The organism is Nonomuraea sp. NPDC050643 (assembly GCF_040654715.1).
GTDB lineage: Bacteria > Actinomycetota > Actinomycetes > Streptosporangiales > Streptosporangiaceae > Nonomuraea.
Genome location: NZ_JBFAIM010000021.1, coordinates 127,336 through 143,240 on the forward strand (window position 1 = coordinate 127,336; position 15,905 = coordinate 143,240).

The following is a 15,905-nucleotide window of genomic DNA, read 5'->3' on the forward strand; positions in this document are numbered from 1 at the left end:
GTGAGCCGTGTCAGGAAGCAACTGGCCAGGGCCCCGCTCTGGCTGCGGCTCCTCACGGTCACGCTCCTGCTGGTCACCCTCGCCATCACGCTGACCGGCCTGTTCGCCGTGCGGCTGATGCGCGGCTATCTCGTCGAGCGCGTCGACCAGCAGCTCCGGTCCGCCACCATGCCCTGGCGCGACGACGTGCCCCCGCCGCCCGAGCCGCGCCCGGACGGGCGGCCCCAGCGCTTCTTCGGCCTGTTCCACGGCGTCGTGCTGGACTCCGGCGGTCTCCTGGTCAGGACGGTCAGCGAGTCGACCGAGGAGTACACGCCCGACCTGCCCCGCCTGACCATCGACGACGTCATCCGCCGCAGGGGGCGGCCCTTCACGGTGGAGTCGCGCGGCACCGGCGGCCCGAGCTGGCGGGTGGTCGCCGTGCCGATCCGCCAGGGCGGGAGCCGGGTGCTGGCCATCAGCCTCGGCGATGTGCAGGCCACGGTCTCCCAGCTCGGCCTGGTCGTCGTGGTGGCCGGCGGCGGCACGCTGATCGTGCTCGGGTTCGCCTGCTACTGGATGGTACGCCGGAGTCTTCGGCCGCTCGGCGAGATCGCGCGTACCGCGAAGGACATCGCCGGCGGCGACCTGTCGCGCCGCGTGCCGCTGTGGGCGGGCACCACGGAGGTGGGCAAGCTCGGCCGCGCGCTCAACACCATGCTCGCCCAGATCGAGGTGGCGGCGCGCGAGCGGGAGGCGGCGGCGGAGGCGGCGCGCGAGTCCGCCACGACGGCCCGGCGCTCGGAGGAGCTGATGCGCCGGTTCATGGCCGACGCCTCGCACGAGCTGCGCACGCCGCTGACCTCGATCAGGGGGTTCGCGGAGCTGTACCGGCTGGGGGAGGAGAAGGACCTGGCCGAGGCCGTACGGCTGCTGAGCCGTATCGAGGGGCAGGCGGCGCGGATGGGGCTGCTGGTGGAGGACATGCTGCTGCTGGCCCGGCTCGACCAGCGGCGCGCGCTGGCCAGGCGGCCGGTGGACCTGCTCAGCCTGGCGGCCACCACCGTGATCGACGCCCAGACGCTGGCTCCCGACCGCAGGATCGAGCTGGTCCGGCTGTTCGGCGGTGAGGAGGACGTCATCGTGACCGGCGACGAGCCGCGCCTCGGGCAGGTGCTCAACAACCTCGTCACCAACGCGCTCACCCACACCCCGCCCGGCACGCCTTTCCAGGTGCGGGTGGGCGTGGACGGTGACCAGGCCGTGGTGGAGGTGGCCGACGAGGGGCCCGGGTTTGCGCCCGAGGTGGCGGAGCGGGTGTTCGAGCGCTTCTACCGGGCGGATCCGGCGCGGAGCGTGGGCGGTTCCGGGCTGGGGCTGTCGATCGCGGCCACACTGGTGGAGGCGCACGGGGGTGTCGTCATGGCGGAGTCGGAGCCCGGCAAGGGCGCCCTGTTCCGGGTGATCCTGCCGGTCGAGGGCTCGGCCGACGGTCTGTCCGCGGAACCCTGAACTCGGTTTTGAGCTCGGTCTTCGGCCCTGTCAGCCGAAGGCGTACCCGTAGAGTCCTGAGCCCTCGCCGAGGCGGCGGACCTTGCCCAGCTTGAGGCCGGACGTGCGCCGCCCGGGGGCGTACATCACGAGGCCCTGGTCGGGCGCGGCCACCACCAGCCCGTACAGGGGCCGCTGCCTGGTCAGCGACCGGTAGCGCTCGCCCCACGCCGGCATCGCCGCGACGGAGGCCCCGAAGTCGCGGCCCTTGCCCTTGATCAGCAGGTTGCCCACCCGGGTCAGCCCGCCCGAGGCCCGTCCGGCCAGCACCTGGACGGCCTTCTCGCCGGGCACGCCGATGGCCAGCTCGTCCTTCCCGTCCCCGTTGAAGTCGCCCGCCGCCAGCGACGCCCCGAACCGGTCGTAGTAGCGGGGTTTGCCCTCGAGCGAGTTCTGCGACCACGCCTCGGTCCTGTCGGTGCGCAGGCCGGCGCGTGAGCCGTACAGCACGTCCACGGTGCCGTCGCCGTAGTCCATGGCCCGCTGGTTCTGGCTGAGACCCTCGCCCGGCACGCCGATGGCCAGGTCGGCCCGGCCGTCCCCGTTGAAGTCCCCGGTGGCGAGCGCGGCCCCGAAGTTGTCCCACTTCTCGGAGGCCCCCATGATCCCCGGCGTGCTCTGCGTGAGCAGCCGCGCCCGCTTCGCGCGCACGTCGACGACGGTGACGGAGCCCTGCCCGTCCAGTTTCACGCTGTCGGCGGGCGCGCCGACGACCAGCTCGTCCTTTCCGTCGCCGTCGAAGTCCCCGGTCGCCAGCGCCGCCCCCCACTGGTCGGTGACGCTCGCCGCCTGCCGGACCCACGGCGTCCGCTGCGTGATCTGGTACGGCCCCCGCCCCTTCATCCAGTACACGGTCACTGCCCCGCCGGACCGATGGCTCGGAGCCCCCACGGCCAGCTCGTCCTTCCCGTCCCCGTCGAAGTCGCCCGCCGCCAGCGCGGCCCCGAACCGGTCGCTGCCGGGCTTGGCCAGCGCCAGCTCCTTGCCGGCCATGAGCCCCTCGGGGGAGCCGTTGAAGAGCTGCACGACCCCGTTGCCGTCGCCCCCGGGCACCCGCTTCCCGGCGAACTCCTCCGACACCCCCACGGCCAGGTCGGCGCAGCGGTCTCCGTTGAAGTCGCCCACGGCCAGCGCCGACCCGAACGAGTCGCCCGGCTCGGCGTGGTCCTGGCGGAGCCGGGCCTTCTGGCCGGAGCCGTACATCACGGTGACGGAGCCGGCCCTGGAGGCGTCGTAGGGGGCGGCCACGGCGAGGTCGGGGCGGCCGTCGGCGTCGAAGTCGAGGGGGTGGCCGCCGCACGACCGGGCGGTGGCGGGGGCCGTACCGGAAGCGAGAGGAAGAATCAGGCAGGCGGCGAGCAACGCATTCATACCGGCATTCATGTCCAGGCAGGTCGAACCCGGTCTGAACGGCATGAGAACGGGCCAGGAGGGCAGGATGCACATCCTCCATCGCTCACCGGCTTACGTGTCGCGGGAACGTGCCAGGATAGTCGGGTGGACATCGACCTCGCGGACTTGGATTTCTGGCGCAAATCCCTCAAAGAGCGAAATGAGGCGTTCGCCCGGCTCCGGCAGTTGGAGCATCCGGTGTTCTTCCCTGAGAAGAAAGTGCCGCTGCTCCGCTCGGGCAAGGGCTTCTACGCCCTCGTACGGCACGCGGACGTGGTCGAGGCCAGCCGCAACGCCAAGATCTTCTCCAGCGAGCCCGCCGTCACCAACCCCGAGCCGCCCGGCTGGGTGAAGCAGGTGTTCGGCGAGTCGATGGTCAACATGGACGACCCCCGCCACGCGCGCCTGCGCCGGATCGTCACCCGCTCGTTCAGCCCGAAGATGCTGGCGGGGCTACAGAGCGACATCGAGGCCGCGTGCGCCCGCATCGTCGACGACGTGGTCAGGGAAGGGCCCCGCGACTTCGTCTCCCAGGTGGCCGCCCGGCTGCCCATCCACGTGATCTGCGACATGCTCGACATCCCGCAGGAGCTGCGCGAGAAGGTCCACCAGCACGTCGACGTCTCCACCGCCTACACCGGCGTGCGCCCCAGCCTGGCCCGCAGCGTCCAGCTCGCCGGCCAGAACATGCTGGCCCTGCTCGCCCTGCAGCGCATGGTCATCAAGCTCGGCCACGAGCGGGCCGCCGACCCCCGGGGCGACCTGGTCTCGCTGCTGGTCAACGCCAACCCCGACGGCGAGAAGCTCACCGACAAGGAGCTCGGCTCGTTCTTCGCGCTGCTGCTGGTCGCGGGCAACGAGACGGCCCGCAACACGATGGCCCACGGCATCAAGCTGCTCACCGACAACCCGGCGCAGCGCGAGCTGCTGACGAGCGACTTCGACGCGCACATCAACGGCGCGATCGAGGAGATGGTCCGCTACGTGTCGCCGATCATGCAGTTCCGGCGCACGGTCACCGAGGACTACTCGCTGCGCGGCCTGGAGCTGAAGCAGGGCGACAAGGTCGTGCTCTTCTACGGCTCCGCCAACCGCGACGAGTCGGTCTTCCCCGGCGCCGACACGTTCGACATCACCCGCGACGCCAAGCCGCACGTCGGCTTCGGCGGCCCAGGGCCGCACTTCTGCCTGGGCGCCAACCTGGCCAGGCAGGAGATGCGCACGATGTTCCGCCAGTTGCTGACCCGGCTGCCCGACATCCGCTCGGTCGGCGAGCCCGAGCTGCTGCTGTCCAACTTCGACAACAGCGTCCGCAGCCAGCCCTTCACCTTCTAGAGCCGGCTAGTCGTCGTCATCGACGGCCAGGACGTTCGTCCTGATCGTGAAGAACGTGATCAGCGCCGCCGCCACCATCATCCCGGCGCTGATCAGCATCGCCATCCGGAACCCGGCGTCGAACACCGGCGGGTTCTGGAACGCGTCGCCCACCAGCCCGACCAGCGGCGGCACGGCGGCCACGGCCAGCAGGCTGCCGGTGCGGGCGACGGCGTTGTTGACGCCGCTGGCGGTGCCCGCGTACCGCTCGGCGGCCGTGGCCAGCACGGTCGCGGTCAGTGGCGCGACCGCCCACGACAGCCCGAGCCCGAAGACGAGCACCGCCGGCAGCACCTGGAACGGGTACGACGCGCCCACCCCGATCGTGCTCATGGCCAGGAACCCGCCGCCCGCCGTCAGGATGCCCAGCGTCAGCGGCCAGCGCGGGCCGACGCGCTTGGCCACGTCGCCGGCCTTGCCCGACAGCAGCATCATCAGGATCGTCACCGGCAGCATCGACAGCCCGGCGGCGATGGGGGAGAAGCCGGACACCACCTGGAGCTGCACCACGAGCAGGAAGAAGACCACGCCCATGGCGGCGTACATGATCAGGGTCACCACGTTCACCGCCGTGAACACGTGGTCGCGGAACATCCCCACCGGCACGAGCGCGTCCGGCGACCTGCGCATCTCCGTCCACACGAAGGCCGCCAGCAGCGCCAGCCCGGCGATCAGCGGGACCGGCGCCCCCTGCTCGATCAGCCCGTAGGTGAGCCCGGCCAGCCCCAGGGCCGCCAGCACCGCCCCGAGCACGTCGAAGCGCCCCACCGCCTGCTCGTCCCGGCTCTCCGGTACGTGCCGGAGCGTGACGAACACGATGAGCACCGCGAACGGCAGGTTGATCAGGAACGCCCACCGCCATCCGGCCGACTGCACCAGCCATCCGCCCAGCAGCGGCCCGATGGCGCTGGCCACTCCGCCCAGCCCGGACCAGATCCCCACGGCGCGGGGCCGGTCGTGGCGCACGAACGACGCCTGGATGATCGCCAGCGAGCCCGGCGTGAGCAGCGCGCCGCCGATGCCCTGCAGCGCGCGGGCCCCGATGAGGAACTCGATGTTCGGCGACAGCCCGCACAGCGCGGAGGCGATGGCGAACCAGACGACGCCGATGAGGAAGATCTTGCGCCGGCCGAAGCGGTCGCCGAGCGAGCCGCCGAGCAGGATCAGGCCGGCGAGGGTGAGCGTGTAGGCGTTGATCGTCCACTGCAGCCCGGCCATGTCGGCCTTGAGCTCCCTGCCGAGGAACGGCAGGGCCACGTTCACCACCGTGCTGTCGAGCAGGGCCAGCCCGGACCCGAGCACGGTCGTCGCGAGGATCCACCGGCCACGCGCCGACTTCAGCTCGACGTGACCGTTGACGAGGGGCTCAACGGGACGGTCTGTCATGGGCCAATCCTGTCACCGCCCCCGGCACACGATCCCCCCGGGGCATGCCCGCCACCGCCCCCAGCGCGCGATCAGGCCCCAGCGCGCGATCAGGTCGGCGCGGAACCGCTCCCGAGCGCACGGAGCACGAACTCCGACACCAGCTCCCCGGCCGCCTCCACCGTCACGTCCCCGCTGATCAGCGGCACCCGCTCGGCCCCGACGACGGCGAGGATCATCCGCGCGGTGGCCGCCACGTCGAGCACCCGGAAGTCTCCGGCCGCGATCCCGCTCTCCAGGATCTCGACGAGGACGCGCTGCATGGGCGCGACATGCTCGGCCAGCCGCTGGTAGGCGTCGGGGCCCAGCGCCGCGCTGAGATCCCCGGCCCCCGGATGCGGATGGGCGAGCAGCCCGGCGAGCTGCAGTCGCACGAAGGACCGCAGCCGCACGGCGGGCGAGGCCCCGGCGGGCAACTCCCGCTCGTAGCTGTCGATGAAGTATTGGGTCACCTGCTCGGTGAACGCCAGCAGCAGCGCGGCCTTGTCGGGGAAGTAGTTGTACAGGACCGTCCTGGTGATGCCGGCCTCGCCGGCCACGTCGGTCATGGAGATCGCGTCGATGCCCTGCACCCGCGACAGCCGCGAGACGGCCTGCAGGATCCGGTCGCGCGTCTGGGCGCGGTGCTCGCCGATGGTGGCGGCCGAGATGCGGGGCATACGCCCCATGGTAGGCCGCACCACCCCCGCCCCGGCCGGTTAACGAGAACGGGATCCGCCGGAGGCGTCCACCCCGGTGGCCAAGGAAATCACGGGCTGCCGGCCGGGCGACGGGGTGCGTTTCCGCCCGCGGGCGCACCACGTGCGGGCCCAGCGCGTCGCCTCCCGGCTGTCCGAGGCGGGGGAGGAGCTCGGGGCCGAGTTCGCCGAGCGGATCACCCGCGGCGGAACGCGTACCGATAGCAGTTGTCGATTTCTTGCGTAGCTCATTGCTGTTCTTGCGTTAAGGCTTGTAACATCGGGCCATGCCGAGACGCCTCTCCGATGTGGCCGCGTTCGCCGGGGTCAGTGTGGCCACCGTCAGCCGGGTGCTGCACGACAAGCCGGGCATCGCCCAGGCCACCCGTGACACCGTGCTCACCGCGCTCGACGTCTTCGGCTACGAGCGGCCCCAGAAGCTGCGCAACGCGCGGGCGCCGCTCATCGGGCTCGTGCTGCCCGAGCTGCAGAACCCGATCTTCCCCGCCATGGCCGAGCTCGTCGTCACCGAGCTGATCAGGCACAACCTGCTGCCCGTCCTGTGCACGCGCACCGCCGACGGGCTGCCCGAGGCGCACTACGTGGAGATGCTGCTCGCGCAGAACGTCGGCGGCATCGTCTTCATCGGCAGCAGCTACGCCGACGCCGGGGCGGCGCAGGTCAAGGTGCTGCGGGCGCGGAAACTGCCCATCGTGCTGATCAACGCGGCCGACGAGAACCTGGACGTCCCGCGCGTGTGCGTGGACGACGGTGTGGCCGTGCGGCAGGCGCTCGGGCACCTGCGGGCGCTCGGGCACGAGCGGATCGGGCTGATCCTCGGGCCGGTCGGGCACGTGCCGTCCGCGCGCAAGCTCGCCGCCTACGCCGCCTGTGCCGAAGACCGAGGTGAGCGGGGGTGGCGCGCGCTCGTGGGGCACACGATCTTCACGATGGAGGGCGGCGCCACGGCGGCGGCGCGGCTGGTCGGCGAGGGGGTCACCGCGCTGGTGTGCGCCAGTGACGCGCTCGCGCTCGGCGCCGTCAGGGCCGTGCGCAAGCTCGGGCTCAGGGTGCCGGCCGACGTGTCGGTGGTCGGGTTCGACGACTCGAGCCTGATGAGCGTGACCGACCCGCCCCTGACCACCGTGCGCCAGCCCATCGCGGCCATGGGGAGTGCGGCGGTCGCCGCCTTGATGTCGCAGATCAACGGCCATGTGGTGCCTGCCGACGAGGTGTTGTTCGACCCCGAGCTGATCGTGCGGGGCTCCACCGGGATGTGCCCGGCCCGCTGACCCGGAGTGCATGTCAGTAAATTTCATATCACAGCAAGATTCTTGCGTCACGCTCTGGACATCCGACATGTGCGGTCCTACGGTTCTGGGCAACACCTCGGCGCTCGAAAACCCCCAATGACACGGCAGGCACTGCCGGCGATCCGGGCTGCCCTGGTCCAGGTGCTCCACTCACGGAAGGGATCGCTAGTGATGAAGCGCTCCAGGGCCCTCGGGCTGTCACTGGCCGTCTGCGCGACACTCGCCACCGCGGCCTGCGGCGGCGCCCCCGAAGAGGCCGGACCGGCGGGCGGCCCGGTGACCATCACGGTCAACGGGCTGCCCCCGGCGACCGACGACTACAACCGGGCCGTCTTCGAGGAGAACGTCAAGGCGTTCGAGGCCAGGTATCCGGACTACCGGATCGACGCCAAGGAGGGCTTCATGGACCCTCAGACGTTCAGCGCCAAGATCGCCGGCGGCCAGCTCGAGGACGTCTTCTACGTCTACCTGACCGACGCCCAGAACCTCATCGCCAAGCGGCAGGTCTCCGACGTCAGCGCGTACCTGGCGGAGTTCCCCGTCACCAAGGACTACAAGCCGGGCCTGATGAAGGTCTTCTCCGACGCGGCGGGCAAGGTGTACGGCCTGCCCGACGACAACTACTCCCTGGGCCTGCTCTACAACCGCAGGCTGTACGAGAAGGCCGGCCTCGACCCCGCCAAGCCCCCGCTCACCTGGGCCGAGGTCCGCGAGAACGCCAAGAGGCTGGCCGCCCTCGGAGACGGCGTCGTCGGCTACGGCGACTACAGCAAGTCCAACACCGGCGGCTGGCACTTCACCGCCGAGATCTACTCGATCGGCGGCGACGTCGCCGTCAAGGACGCCACCGGCGCCTGGAGGTCCGCGTTCAACAGCGACCTGGGCCGCCAGGTCCTGCAGCAGCTCAAGGACATGCGCTGGACCGACGACACCATGGGCAGGCGCCAGCTCCTGGAGTACGACGACCTGGTCAAGCTCATGGCCGCGGGCAAGCTCGGCCAGCAGATCGGCTCGACCGGCGACCTGACCAACACCGTCACCCGCTTCAAGGGCACGTACGAGGACTACGGCATGGGCCCGATCCCCGGCGGCCTGGGCACGCTCGGCGGCGGCTCCGGCTACATGTTCAAGGCCGGGCTGAGCCCGGAGAAGATCAGGGCCGGGCTGGCGTGGCTGACGTTCAAGAAGAACCCCGACCGCATCGCCGCCGACAACGAGAAGGCGGCCGCCAAGGGCCTGCCCGTCGGCCTGCCCGAGCCGAACGTGTGGACCGGCGACTCCGAGCGCAAGCAGCTCGACGCCACCAGGAAGCACGCCACGATCCCCACCGAGAACTTCGCGCCGTTCGCCGAGGCCCTCGGCCGCATCCCCGTCAAGCTCGAGCCGCCGAACGCCCAGCAGGTCTACGCCGCCCTCGACACGGTCATGCAGAAGGTCCTCACCGACAGGGACGCCGACGTCGCCCGGCTCCTGGCCGACGCCGAGAAGCAGGTCGACCAGATCCTGGCCACGGTCAGGTGAGCGCCCACGCGACGGCCGTCCCGGCGCACCGCCCGACCGTCCAGCGCGCCCGGCTGCGCCGCAGGGTCGCCGACAACCTGCACGCCTGGGCCTTCCTCGCGGCCGGCCTCCTCTGCTTCGCCCTGTTCTCCTGGTACCCCCTCGTCCGGGGCGTCGTCCTCGCCTTCCAGCAGGTCAACTTCGTCACCGACGCGGTCTGGGTCGGCTGGGACAACTTCCGCGCCCTTTTCGACGACCCGCTGTTCTTCACGGCGTGGGGCAACACGCTGGAGTTCACCGGGCTGGCGCTGCTGTTCGGGTACGCCGTGCCGTTCGTGGTCGCCCTCGTGATCAACGAGTTCCGGCACCTCAAGGGCTTCTTCAGGATCGCGGTCTACCTGCCGGTCATGCTGCCGCCCATCGTCGGCGTGCTGCTCTGGCAGTACTTCTACGACCCCGGCAACGGCCTGTTCAACTCGATCCTGACCGGCCTCGGCCTGCCCGCCTCCGACTGGACCCAGTCCCCGAGGCTGGCCATGATCTCCCTGGTCCTCGTCTCCACCTGGGCGAACATGGGCGGCACCGCCATCATGTACCTGGCCGGCCTGGCCACGATCCCGCAGGAGCTGTACGAGGCCGCCGAGCTCGACGGCGCGAGCGTCTGGCAGCGCGTCCGGCACGTCGTGCTGCCCCAGATGCGCTTCATCCTGCTGGTCATGCTCCTGCTGCAGATCGTGGCCACCATGCAGGTGTTCATCGAGCCGTACCAGCTCACCGGCACCACCAACCCCGACACGATCACGGTCATGGTCCTCGTCTACCGCTACGCCTTCACGGTCAACAACGACTTCGGGCTGGCGGCGGCGATGAGCGTGCTGATGTTCGTGGTGCTGGGCGCGTTCTCGGCCGCGTACCTGCGCCTGACCCGCGACAAGGACTGAGATGACGCTGATCTCCGAGGCCGAGCTCAAGCGCAGCCACCGCCGGGCCGTCTACTGGATCGTGCTGGCCGCGATGGCCGCGCTGTTCGTGGCGATCTTCGTCTTCCCTCTCTACTGGATGCTCACCGGAGCCATGAAGGCCCCGGCCGAGCTGGCCGAGCCGGTGCCCACGCTGCTGCCGCGGGCGTGGCATCCGGAGACCTTCGCCACCGCGTGGGAGCGGCTGGACCTCGGCCGGTTCCTGCTCAACACCGCCTTCTACACCGCCGGCATCTGGCTGATCACGCTGGTGGTGGACGTGGCGGCGGCGTACGCGCTGTCCCGGCTGCGCCCGGTGCTCGGCAAGGTCGTGCTGGGCCTCATCCTGGCCAGCCTGATGCTGCCCGCCGACGCGCTGCTGGTGCCGAAATACCTGGCGGTCGTGGAGGTGCCGATCCTCGGCGTCAACCTGGTCGACTCGCCGTGGGCGCTGTGGCTGCCGGCCGCGGCCAACGCGTTCAACATCTACGTGCTCAAGCGGTTCTTCGACCGGATCCCCGGCGAGCTGCTGGAGGCGGCGGCCATCGACGGGGCCGGGCGGTTCCGGATGCTCTGGAGCGTCGTGCTGCCGCTGTCGCGGCCGGTCCTGTCCGTCGTGTCCATTTTCGCGATCATCGGGGCCTGGAAGGACTTCCTCTGGCCGCTGCTGGTGCTGCGCGACCCGCAGGCCCAGACGCTCAGCGTGGCGCTGAGCCGGCTGGCGTTCACCGGGTTCGTGCCGCAGAACGAGATGTTCGCCGCACTCGCCATCGCGAGCCTCCCCATGATCGTCATCTTCATGATCTTCCAGCGCGGCATCCTCGGCGGCCTGTCCGCCGGCGCCCTCAAGGGCTGACCCACCCCTCAAGGCCGATCCACCCCCCCAAGGTAAGGAGTCCGGTTCGCCATGCTCAGCAGACTGTTACCCGCCGTCGTCCTCGCCCTCGCCGCCCTCGCCGTGCCCGCGCACGCCGCCGCCACCACCTACCAGGCGGAGTCGGCCGCCCTGTCGGGTGGCGCGACGGTCAGCACCGAGCACGGCGGGTACACCGGCAGCGGTTTCGTCGCCGGCTACACCGACGGCAACAAGGGCAACGCCGCCACCACCTTCACGGTCACCACCGCCGCCGCGGGCGCGGCCACCGTCAGCCTCCGGTACGCCAACGGCACGACGGCCACGATGTCCCTGTCCGTCTACGTCAACGGCACGAAGATCCGCCAGAGCACGCTGCCCGCCGTGGGCGCCTGGAACGCCTGGGGCACCAAGGACGAGACCCTCACGCTCAGGGCGGGCGCCAACACCATCACCTACCGCTTCGACACCACCGACCTGGGCAACGTCAACCTGGACGCCATCACGGTGGCGGATCCGGTGGCGGCGCTCCCGTACGAGATGGAGAGCGCGTTCCTGTCCGGCGGTGCGGTCGCCGGCAACTCGATCGCCGGTTACAGCGGCACCGGCTACGCCACCGGCTTCACCACGCCGGGCGCCCGCGTGATCCGTACCGTGGCGATGCCCGCCGCCGGCGGCGCCGTCACCACCGTCCGCTACGCCAACCCCACCGGCAGCGCGAAAACCCTCACCGCCTACGTGAACGGCCTCAAGACCGCCCGCCTCACCCTCCCCGCCGGCAGCGGCTGGCCGACCACCACCCACACGCTGACCCTGCGCGCCGGCCTCAACCTCATCGGCTACCAGTACGACAGCGGCGACACCGGAGGCGTCGCCCTCGACGGCCTCACCGTGGCGGGCGCCGGCACCCTGAACGTCCGCGGCGCCACCGTCCCCTACACCGAGTACGAGGCCGAGCACGGCACCACCAACGCCACCGTCATCGGCCCCGACCGCACCTACCTCACCCAGGCCGCCGAGGCGTCCGGCCGCCGCGCCGTCGAGCTCGACGCCACCGGCGAGTATGTCGAGTTCACGCTGACCAGGCCCGCCGACTCCATCGTCGTGCGCCACATCGTCCCCGACAACGCGGCCGGCACCGGCCTCACCGCCCCCCTCGCCCTGTACGCGGACGGCGTCAAACTCCAGGACCTGACCCTCGGCTCCACCTACGGCTGGGTCTACGGCGCCTACCCCTACACCAACGACCCCGCCGGTGGGAGCCCGCACCACTTCTACGACGAGGTGCGCGCCCGCATCCCCGCCCAGCCCGCCGGCACCGTGCTGCGCCTGCGCAAGGACGCCTCCTCCAGCGCCGCCTACTACGTGATCGACCTCATCGACACCGAGCAGGTCGCCCCGGCCGCCGCCATGCCCGCCGACCACCTGCCCGTCACCTCCTACGGCGCGGTGGCGAACGACGCGGGCGACGACACCGCCGCCCTCAACGCCGCCATCGCCGCCGCCCGCGCGCAGGGCAAGGGCGTGTGGATCCCCGCGGGCACGTTCGTGGTCACCGCCCGCGTCAACGTGGCCGGGGTGAGCGTGCGCGGCGCCGGCCAGTGGCACACCACCGTCCGCGGCACGAACGGCAAGGGCGGCTTCTTCGCCACCGGCTCGAACGTCCAGATCGCCGACCTGACCATCGCCGGCGACGTCCGCCACCGCGACGACCAGAACTTCGACACCGGCATCGAGGGGAACTTCGGCACCGGCTCGCTGGTGCACAACGTCTGGATGGAGCACGTCAAGGTCGGCATGTGGATCGACTCGGGCACCGACGGCCTGTACGTCGCCGGGGTCCGCATCCGTGACACGTTCGCCGACGGCGTCAACCTGCACGCCGATGTCCGGGGCACCCGGTTCGACCAGAGCGTCGTCCGCAACACCGGTGACGACGGGCTGGCCATGTTCTCCGAGGGGTCGCCGGTCACGAACTCCGCGTTCACCTTCAACACCGTCGCGCTGCCGATGCTGGCCAACGCGGTCGGCGTCTACGGTGGCTCCGGCAACCGGGTGGAGGACAACCTGCTGTCCGACACCGTGACCGCCTCCGCCGGCATCGCGATCAGCACCCGCTTCGCGCCGGTGCCGTTCAGCGGCACCACCTCGGTGCAGCGCAACACGCTCACCAGGACCGGCGGCTACGAGCCCAACTGGGCCGCCCGGCTCGGCGGGCTGTGGATCTACGCGGACACGGCCGACATCACCGCGCCCGTCCTCGTCCGGGACGTCACCATCAACGACAGCCTCCACCAGGGCCTGCTGCTGAGCTGGCAGCGCACCATCACCAACCTCACCCTCGAGAACGTCACGATCGCCGGAGCCGGCACGTACGGCATCGAGGCCGAGGCGGCCGGCAGCGCCACCGCCTCCGGCGTCAAGGTCACCGGGGCCGTCTCCGGCGGGCTGAACAACGTGACCGGATACACCTTCGTCCGCGGCCAGGGCAACAGCGGCTGGTAGCGGGCCTTACCGTCACCACACCCCAGGCGTCCCGCGGACCGCGGGACGCCTCCCGCACGAAAGGGAGTACATGTCCAATCCCCCCGCCTCCTGGTGGCGCACGGCCGCGATCTACCAGATCTACGTGCGCAGCTTCGCCGACGGTGACGGTGACGGTGTCGGCGACCTCGCCGGGCTCCGGCGGCGTCTGCCGTACCTGCGCGACCTGGGCGTGGACGCCCTCTGGCTGACACCCTGGTACGTCTCGCCGATGGCCGACGCCGGCTACGACGTCGCCGACTACCGCGACATCGACCCCCTGTTCGGCACGCTCGCCGAGGCCGAGCGGCTCATCGGCGACGTGCACGCGCACGGCCTGCGGATCCTCATCGACCTGGTGCCGAACCACTGCTCCGACCGGCACCCGTGGTTCCGCGAGGCGCTCGCGGGCAAGCCGGCCAGGGACCGGTTCTGGTTCAGGCCCGGCCGGGGCGCGGCCGGGGAGCTGCCGCCCAACGACTGGCGCTCCTACTTCGGCGGCCCGGCGTGGACGCGGGTGGCGGACGGGGAGTGGTACCTGCACATGTTCGCCCCCGAGCAGCCGGACCTGAACTGGGAGCATCCGGAGGTGCGCGCGGAGTTCCTCGACATCCTGCGGTTCTGGCTGGACCGGGGGGTGGACGGGTTCCGGGTGGACGTGGCGCACGGGCTGGTCAAGAAGGACGGGCTGCCGGACGTGGGGGAGGCGCCCGATCCGGCGGACCTGCCGTACCAGGACCGCGCGGGCGTGCACGAGATCTACCGGTCGTGGCGGGAGGTCGCGGACGCGTACGAGGGGGAGCGGGTCTTCGTGGGGGAGGTGTGGCTGCCCACGCCCGCCCAGTTCGCCCGCTACCTGCGGCCGGGGGAACTGCACTCGGCGTTCAACTTCGAGTTCCTGGTCGGCGCGTGGGAGCCGGGCCCGGTGCGCGAGGTCATCGCCGCCACCCTGGCCACCCACGCCGCCGTCGGCGCGCCGCCCACCTGGGTGCTGTCCAACCACGACACCATCCGGCACGTCACCCGTTACGGCCGCGCCGAGACGGCCTTCGACATGGGCGACAAGCGCCACGGCGCGCCCAGCGACCTGGAGCTGGGCGTGCGCCGGGCCAGGGCGGCGGCGCTGCTCACGCTCGCGCTGCCCGGCGGCGTCTACGTCTACCAGGGCGACGAGCTGGGCCTGGCCGAGGTGGAGGACCTGCCGGAGGAGCTGCTGCAGGACCCGGCCTGGGAGCGGTCCGGCCGCACGGACCGGGGCAGGGACGGCTGCCGCGTGCCGCTGCCGTGGTCGGGCGACGAGCCGCCGTTCGGCTTCTCACCCCCGGACGCGGCCGCCGGCCCCTGGCTGCCCCAGCCGCCCGCCTGGAAGGACCTGACCGCCGAGGCACAGTCCGCCGACCCGCACTCGATGCTCACCCTCTACCGGACCGCCCTGGCCCTGCGCCGCGCCCTGCCCGCCCCTCAGACGCTGACCTGGCTCGACACGGAGCCGGGCGTGGTGGCCTTCGCCCGGGGGGCGCTCACCTGTGTGGTGAACTTCACCTCAGGGCCGGTCCGGCTGCCCGCCCACACCGAGGTCCTCCTGGCCAGCGCCCCCGTCGCCGACGGCCTCCCGCCGGACGCCTGCGCCTGGCTGCGCCGCTGATCCCTCAAGCGGCGGCCTTGACCACGTGCATGAGCTCGGTCAGGACCTCCGTGTTGAGCTGGTAGGCCAGCTTCACCTCACGGATCATCCGCTGCTGCTCGCGCTCGTCCAGGTCGAGCTCGTCCAGGCGCGAGCGGTATTCGGTCTTGAACCGCGGCAGACTGCCCAACTCGTCGAAGAAGTAGAAGTCCACGCCGCCGCCCTTGGCGTATCCGTAGATCTTCTGCAGTTCCATCCGGATGAACTGCCCGCCCGACAGATCACCCAGGTAGCGGGTGTAGTGGTGGGCGATGTAGCCCTCGGGCCAGTCGGCGACCTGGTGGATGCGGGCGACCAGGGTGCGCGTGGACTTCGACGGGGTGATCCGGTCGCGCCAGCCGGCGCCGTACACGGTGGTGAGGTCGCGCTCCAGCGCCCGCTCCCGGTAGAGCTCGGGGAAGACGAAGCGGCCCGCCACCGGATGCTCGGCCAGCTCTCGCGAGACCCCGTCGAGGGCGACGTAGGCGAAATAGTGCTGGGCGATCATCTCGCCGTATTCGTGCTCGCTCAGGCGCCCGCTCATCAGCTCCGAGAGATAGCTCTCGGACTCGGCCGACTCGTGGTCGCCCCAGGTGGCGTTCCGCAAGGTTTCGGAGAACGGCGTGGTCACGGCCCACCTCTGCTCGAGCTGACGTTTCATGACGAAGTGTCACAAACGTCGGCGGCCGGCGTCAA

General features: G+C 71.2%; 13 protein-coding genes. 9 read left to right on the forward strand and 4 right to left on the reverse strand.

The features are described from left to right. The gene (locus AB0I15_RS28180) at positions 1–1,491 is read left to right on the forward strand and encodes a HAMP domain-containing sensor histidine kinase (protein ID WP_358101699.1); all 1,491 of its coding nucleotides are present in this window, start codon (positions 1–3) and stop codon (positions 1,489–1,491) included. Positions 1,492–1,521: 30 nt separating this feature from the next. On the opposite strand, the gene AB0I15_RS28185 is transcribed toward AB0I15_RS28180, so the two are convergent. After that, positions 1,522–2,901 carry an FG-GAP and VCBS repeat-containing protein gene (locus AB0I15_RS28185; protein WP_358101701.1) on the reverse strand — a complete coding sequence of 460 codons (1,380 nt, stop codon included), beginning with the start codon at positions 2,899–2,901 and terminating at the stop codon, positions 1,522–1,524. Positions 2,902–3,027: 126 nt separating this feature from the next. Here AB0I15_RS28185 and AB0I15_RS28190 point away from each other — a divergent pair, with 126 nt between their 5' ends. After that, positions 3,028–4,257, forward strand: coding sequence for a cytochrome P450 (locus tag AB0I15_RS28190; protein ID WP_358101703.1), 1,230 nt, complete (start codon positions 3,028–3,030; stop codon positions 4,255–4,257). Between the two features lie 6 nt (positions 4,258–4,263). Here AB0I15_RS28190 and AB0I15_RS28195 read toward each other — a convergent pair whose 3' ends face one another. Together AB0I15_RS28195 and AB0I15_RS28200 are read right to left on the reverse strand one after the other, a co-directional pair. Continuing rightward, the gene (locus AB0I15_RS28195; protein WP_358101705.1) at positions 4,264–5,682 is read right to left on the reverse strand and encodes an MFS transporter; all 1,419 of its coding nucleotides are present in this window, start codon (positions 5,680–5,682) and stop codon (positions 4,264–4,266) included. An 89-nt stretch (positions 5,683–5,771) separates the two neighbouring features. Continuing rightward, a complete protein-coding gene (locus tag AB0I15_RS28200; protein WP_358101706.1) occupies positions 5,772–6,380 on the reverse strand; it encodes a TetR/AcrR family transcriptional regulator in 609 nt (202 codons plus the stop codon). Between the two features lie 76 nt (positions 6,381–6,456). Between AB0I15_RS28200 and AB0I15_RS28205 the strand changes: the two genes are divergently transcribed. From AB0I15_RS28205 to AB0I15_RS28235, 7 genes are all read left to right on the forward strand, one after another. Further along, positions 6,457–6,645 (forward strand): hypothetical protein, encoded by a 189-nt coding sequence (locus tag AB0I15_RS28205; RefSeq protein WP_358101708.1) that lies wholly within the window; start codon positions 6,457–6,459, stop codon positions 6,643–6,645. Between the two features lie 40 nt (positions 6,646–6,685). After that, on the forward strand, positions 6,686–7,690 hold the full coding sequence (locus AB0I15_RS28210; RefSeq protein ID WP_358101710.1) for a LacI family DNA-binding transcriptional regulator: 1,005 nt from the start codon (positions 6,686–6,688) through the stop codon (positions 7,688–7,690). Between the two features lie 192 nt (positions 7,691–7,882). After that, positions 7,883–9,232, forward strand: a complete 1,350-nt coding sequence (locus AB0I15_RS28215) for an extracellular solute-binding protein (RefSeq protein ID WP_358101712.1) — start codon at positions 7,883–7,885, stop codon at positions 9,230–9,232. Then, entirely contained in the window at positions 9,229–10,152 is a 924-nt protein-coding gene (locus tag AB0I15_RS28220) for a sugar ABC transporter permease (RefSeq protein WP_358101714.1), read from the forward strand. Before AB0I15_RS28215 ends, AB0I15_RS28220 begins: the two co-directional genes overlap by 4 nt. Position 10,153: 1 nt before the next feature. After that, positions 10,154–11,026 carry a carbohydrate ABC transporter permease gene (locus AB0I15_RS28225; RefSeq protein ID WP_358101716.1) on the forward strand — a complete coding sequence of 291 codons (873 nt, stop codon included), beginning with the start codon at positions 10,154–10,156 and terminating at the stop codon, positions 11,024–11,026. Positions 11,027–11,077: 51 nt separating this feature from the next. Beyond that, positions 11,078–13,528, forward strand: a complete 2,451-nt coding sequence (locus AB0I15_RS28230; RefSeq protein ID WP_358101718.1) for a CBM35 domain-containing protein — start codon at positions 11,078–11,080, stop codon at positions 13,526–13,528. 70 nt (positions 13,529–13,598) lie between these two features. Next, positions 13,599–15,191 carry a glycoside hydrolase family 13 protein gene (locus AB0I15_RS28235; protein WP_358101720.1) on the forward strand — a complete coding sequence of 531 codons (1,593 nt, stop codon included), beginning with the start codon at positions 13,599–13,601 and terminating at the stop codon, positions 15,189–15,191. A 4-nt stretch (positions 15,192–15,195) separates the two neighbouring features. Here the strand turns inward: AB0I15_RS28235 and AB0I15_RS28240 are convergent, their stop codons facing one another. Next, positions 15,196–15,870: a biliverdin-producing heme oxygenase gene (locus AB0I15_RS28240; RefSeq protein WP_358101722.1), complete on the reverse strand. Its 675-nt coding sequence runs from the start codon at positions 15,868–15,870 to the stop codon at positions 15,196–15,198. Between the last annotated feature and the right edge of the window lie 35 nt (positions 15,871–15,905).

Coding starts and splice junctions, on each gene's coding strand:
- AB0I15_RS28185 (WP_358101701.1), bottom strand. CDS start 2,901: ATGAATGCGTTGCTCGCCGCCTGCCTGATTCTTCCTCTCGCTTCCGGT.
- AB0I15_RS28195 (WP_358101705.1), bottom strand. CDS start 5,682: ATGACAGACCGTCCCGTTGAGCCCCTCGTCAACGGTCACGTCGAGCTG.
- AB0I15_RS28200 (WP_358101706.1), bottom strand. CDS start 6,380: ATGCCCCGCATCTCGGCCGCCACCATCGGCGAGCACCGCGCCCAGACG.
- AB0I15_RS28210 (WP_358101710.1), top strand. CDS start 6,686: ATGCCGAGACGCCTCTCCGATGTGGCCGCGTTCGCCGGGGTCAGTGTG.
- AB0I15_RS28215 (WP_358101712.1), top strand. CDS start 7,883: ATGAAGCGCTCCAGGGCCCTCGGGCTGTCACTGGCCGTCTGCGCGACA.
- AB0I15_RS28225 (WP_358101716.1), top strand. CDS start 10,154: ATGACGCTGATCTCCGAGGCCGAGCTCAAGCGCAGCCACCGCCGGGCC.
- AB0I15_RS28230 (WP_358101718.1), top strand. CDS start 11,078: ATGCTCAGCAGACTGTTACCCGCCGTCGTCCTCGCCCTCGCCGCCCTC.
- AB0I15_RS28235 (WP_358101720.1), top strand. CDS start 13,599: ATGTCCAATCCCCCCGCCTCCTGGTGGCGCACGGCCGCGATCTACCAG.
- AB0I15_RS28240 (WP_358101722.1), bottom strand. CDS start 15,870: ATGAAACGTCAGCTCGAGCAGAGGTGGGCCGTGACCACGCCGTTCTCC.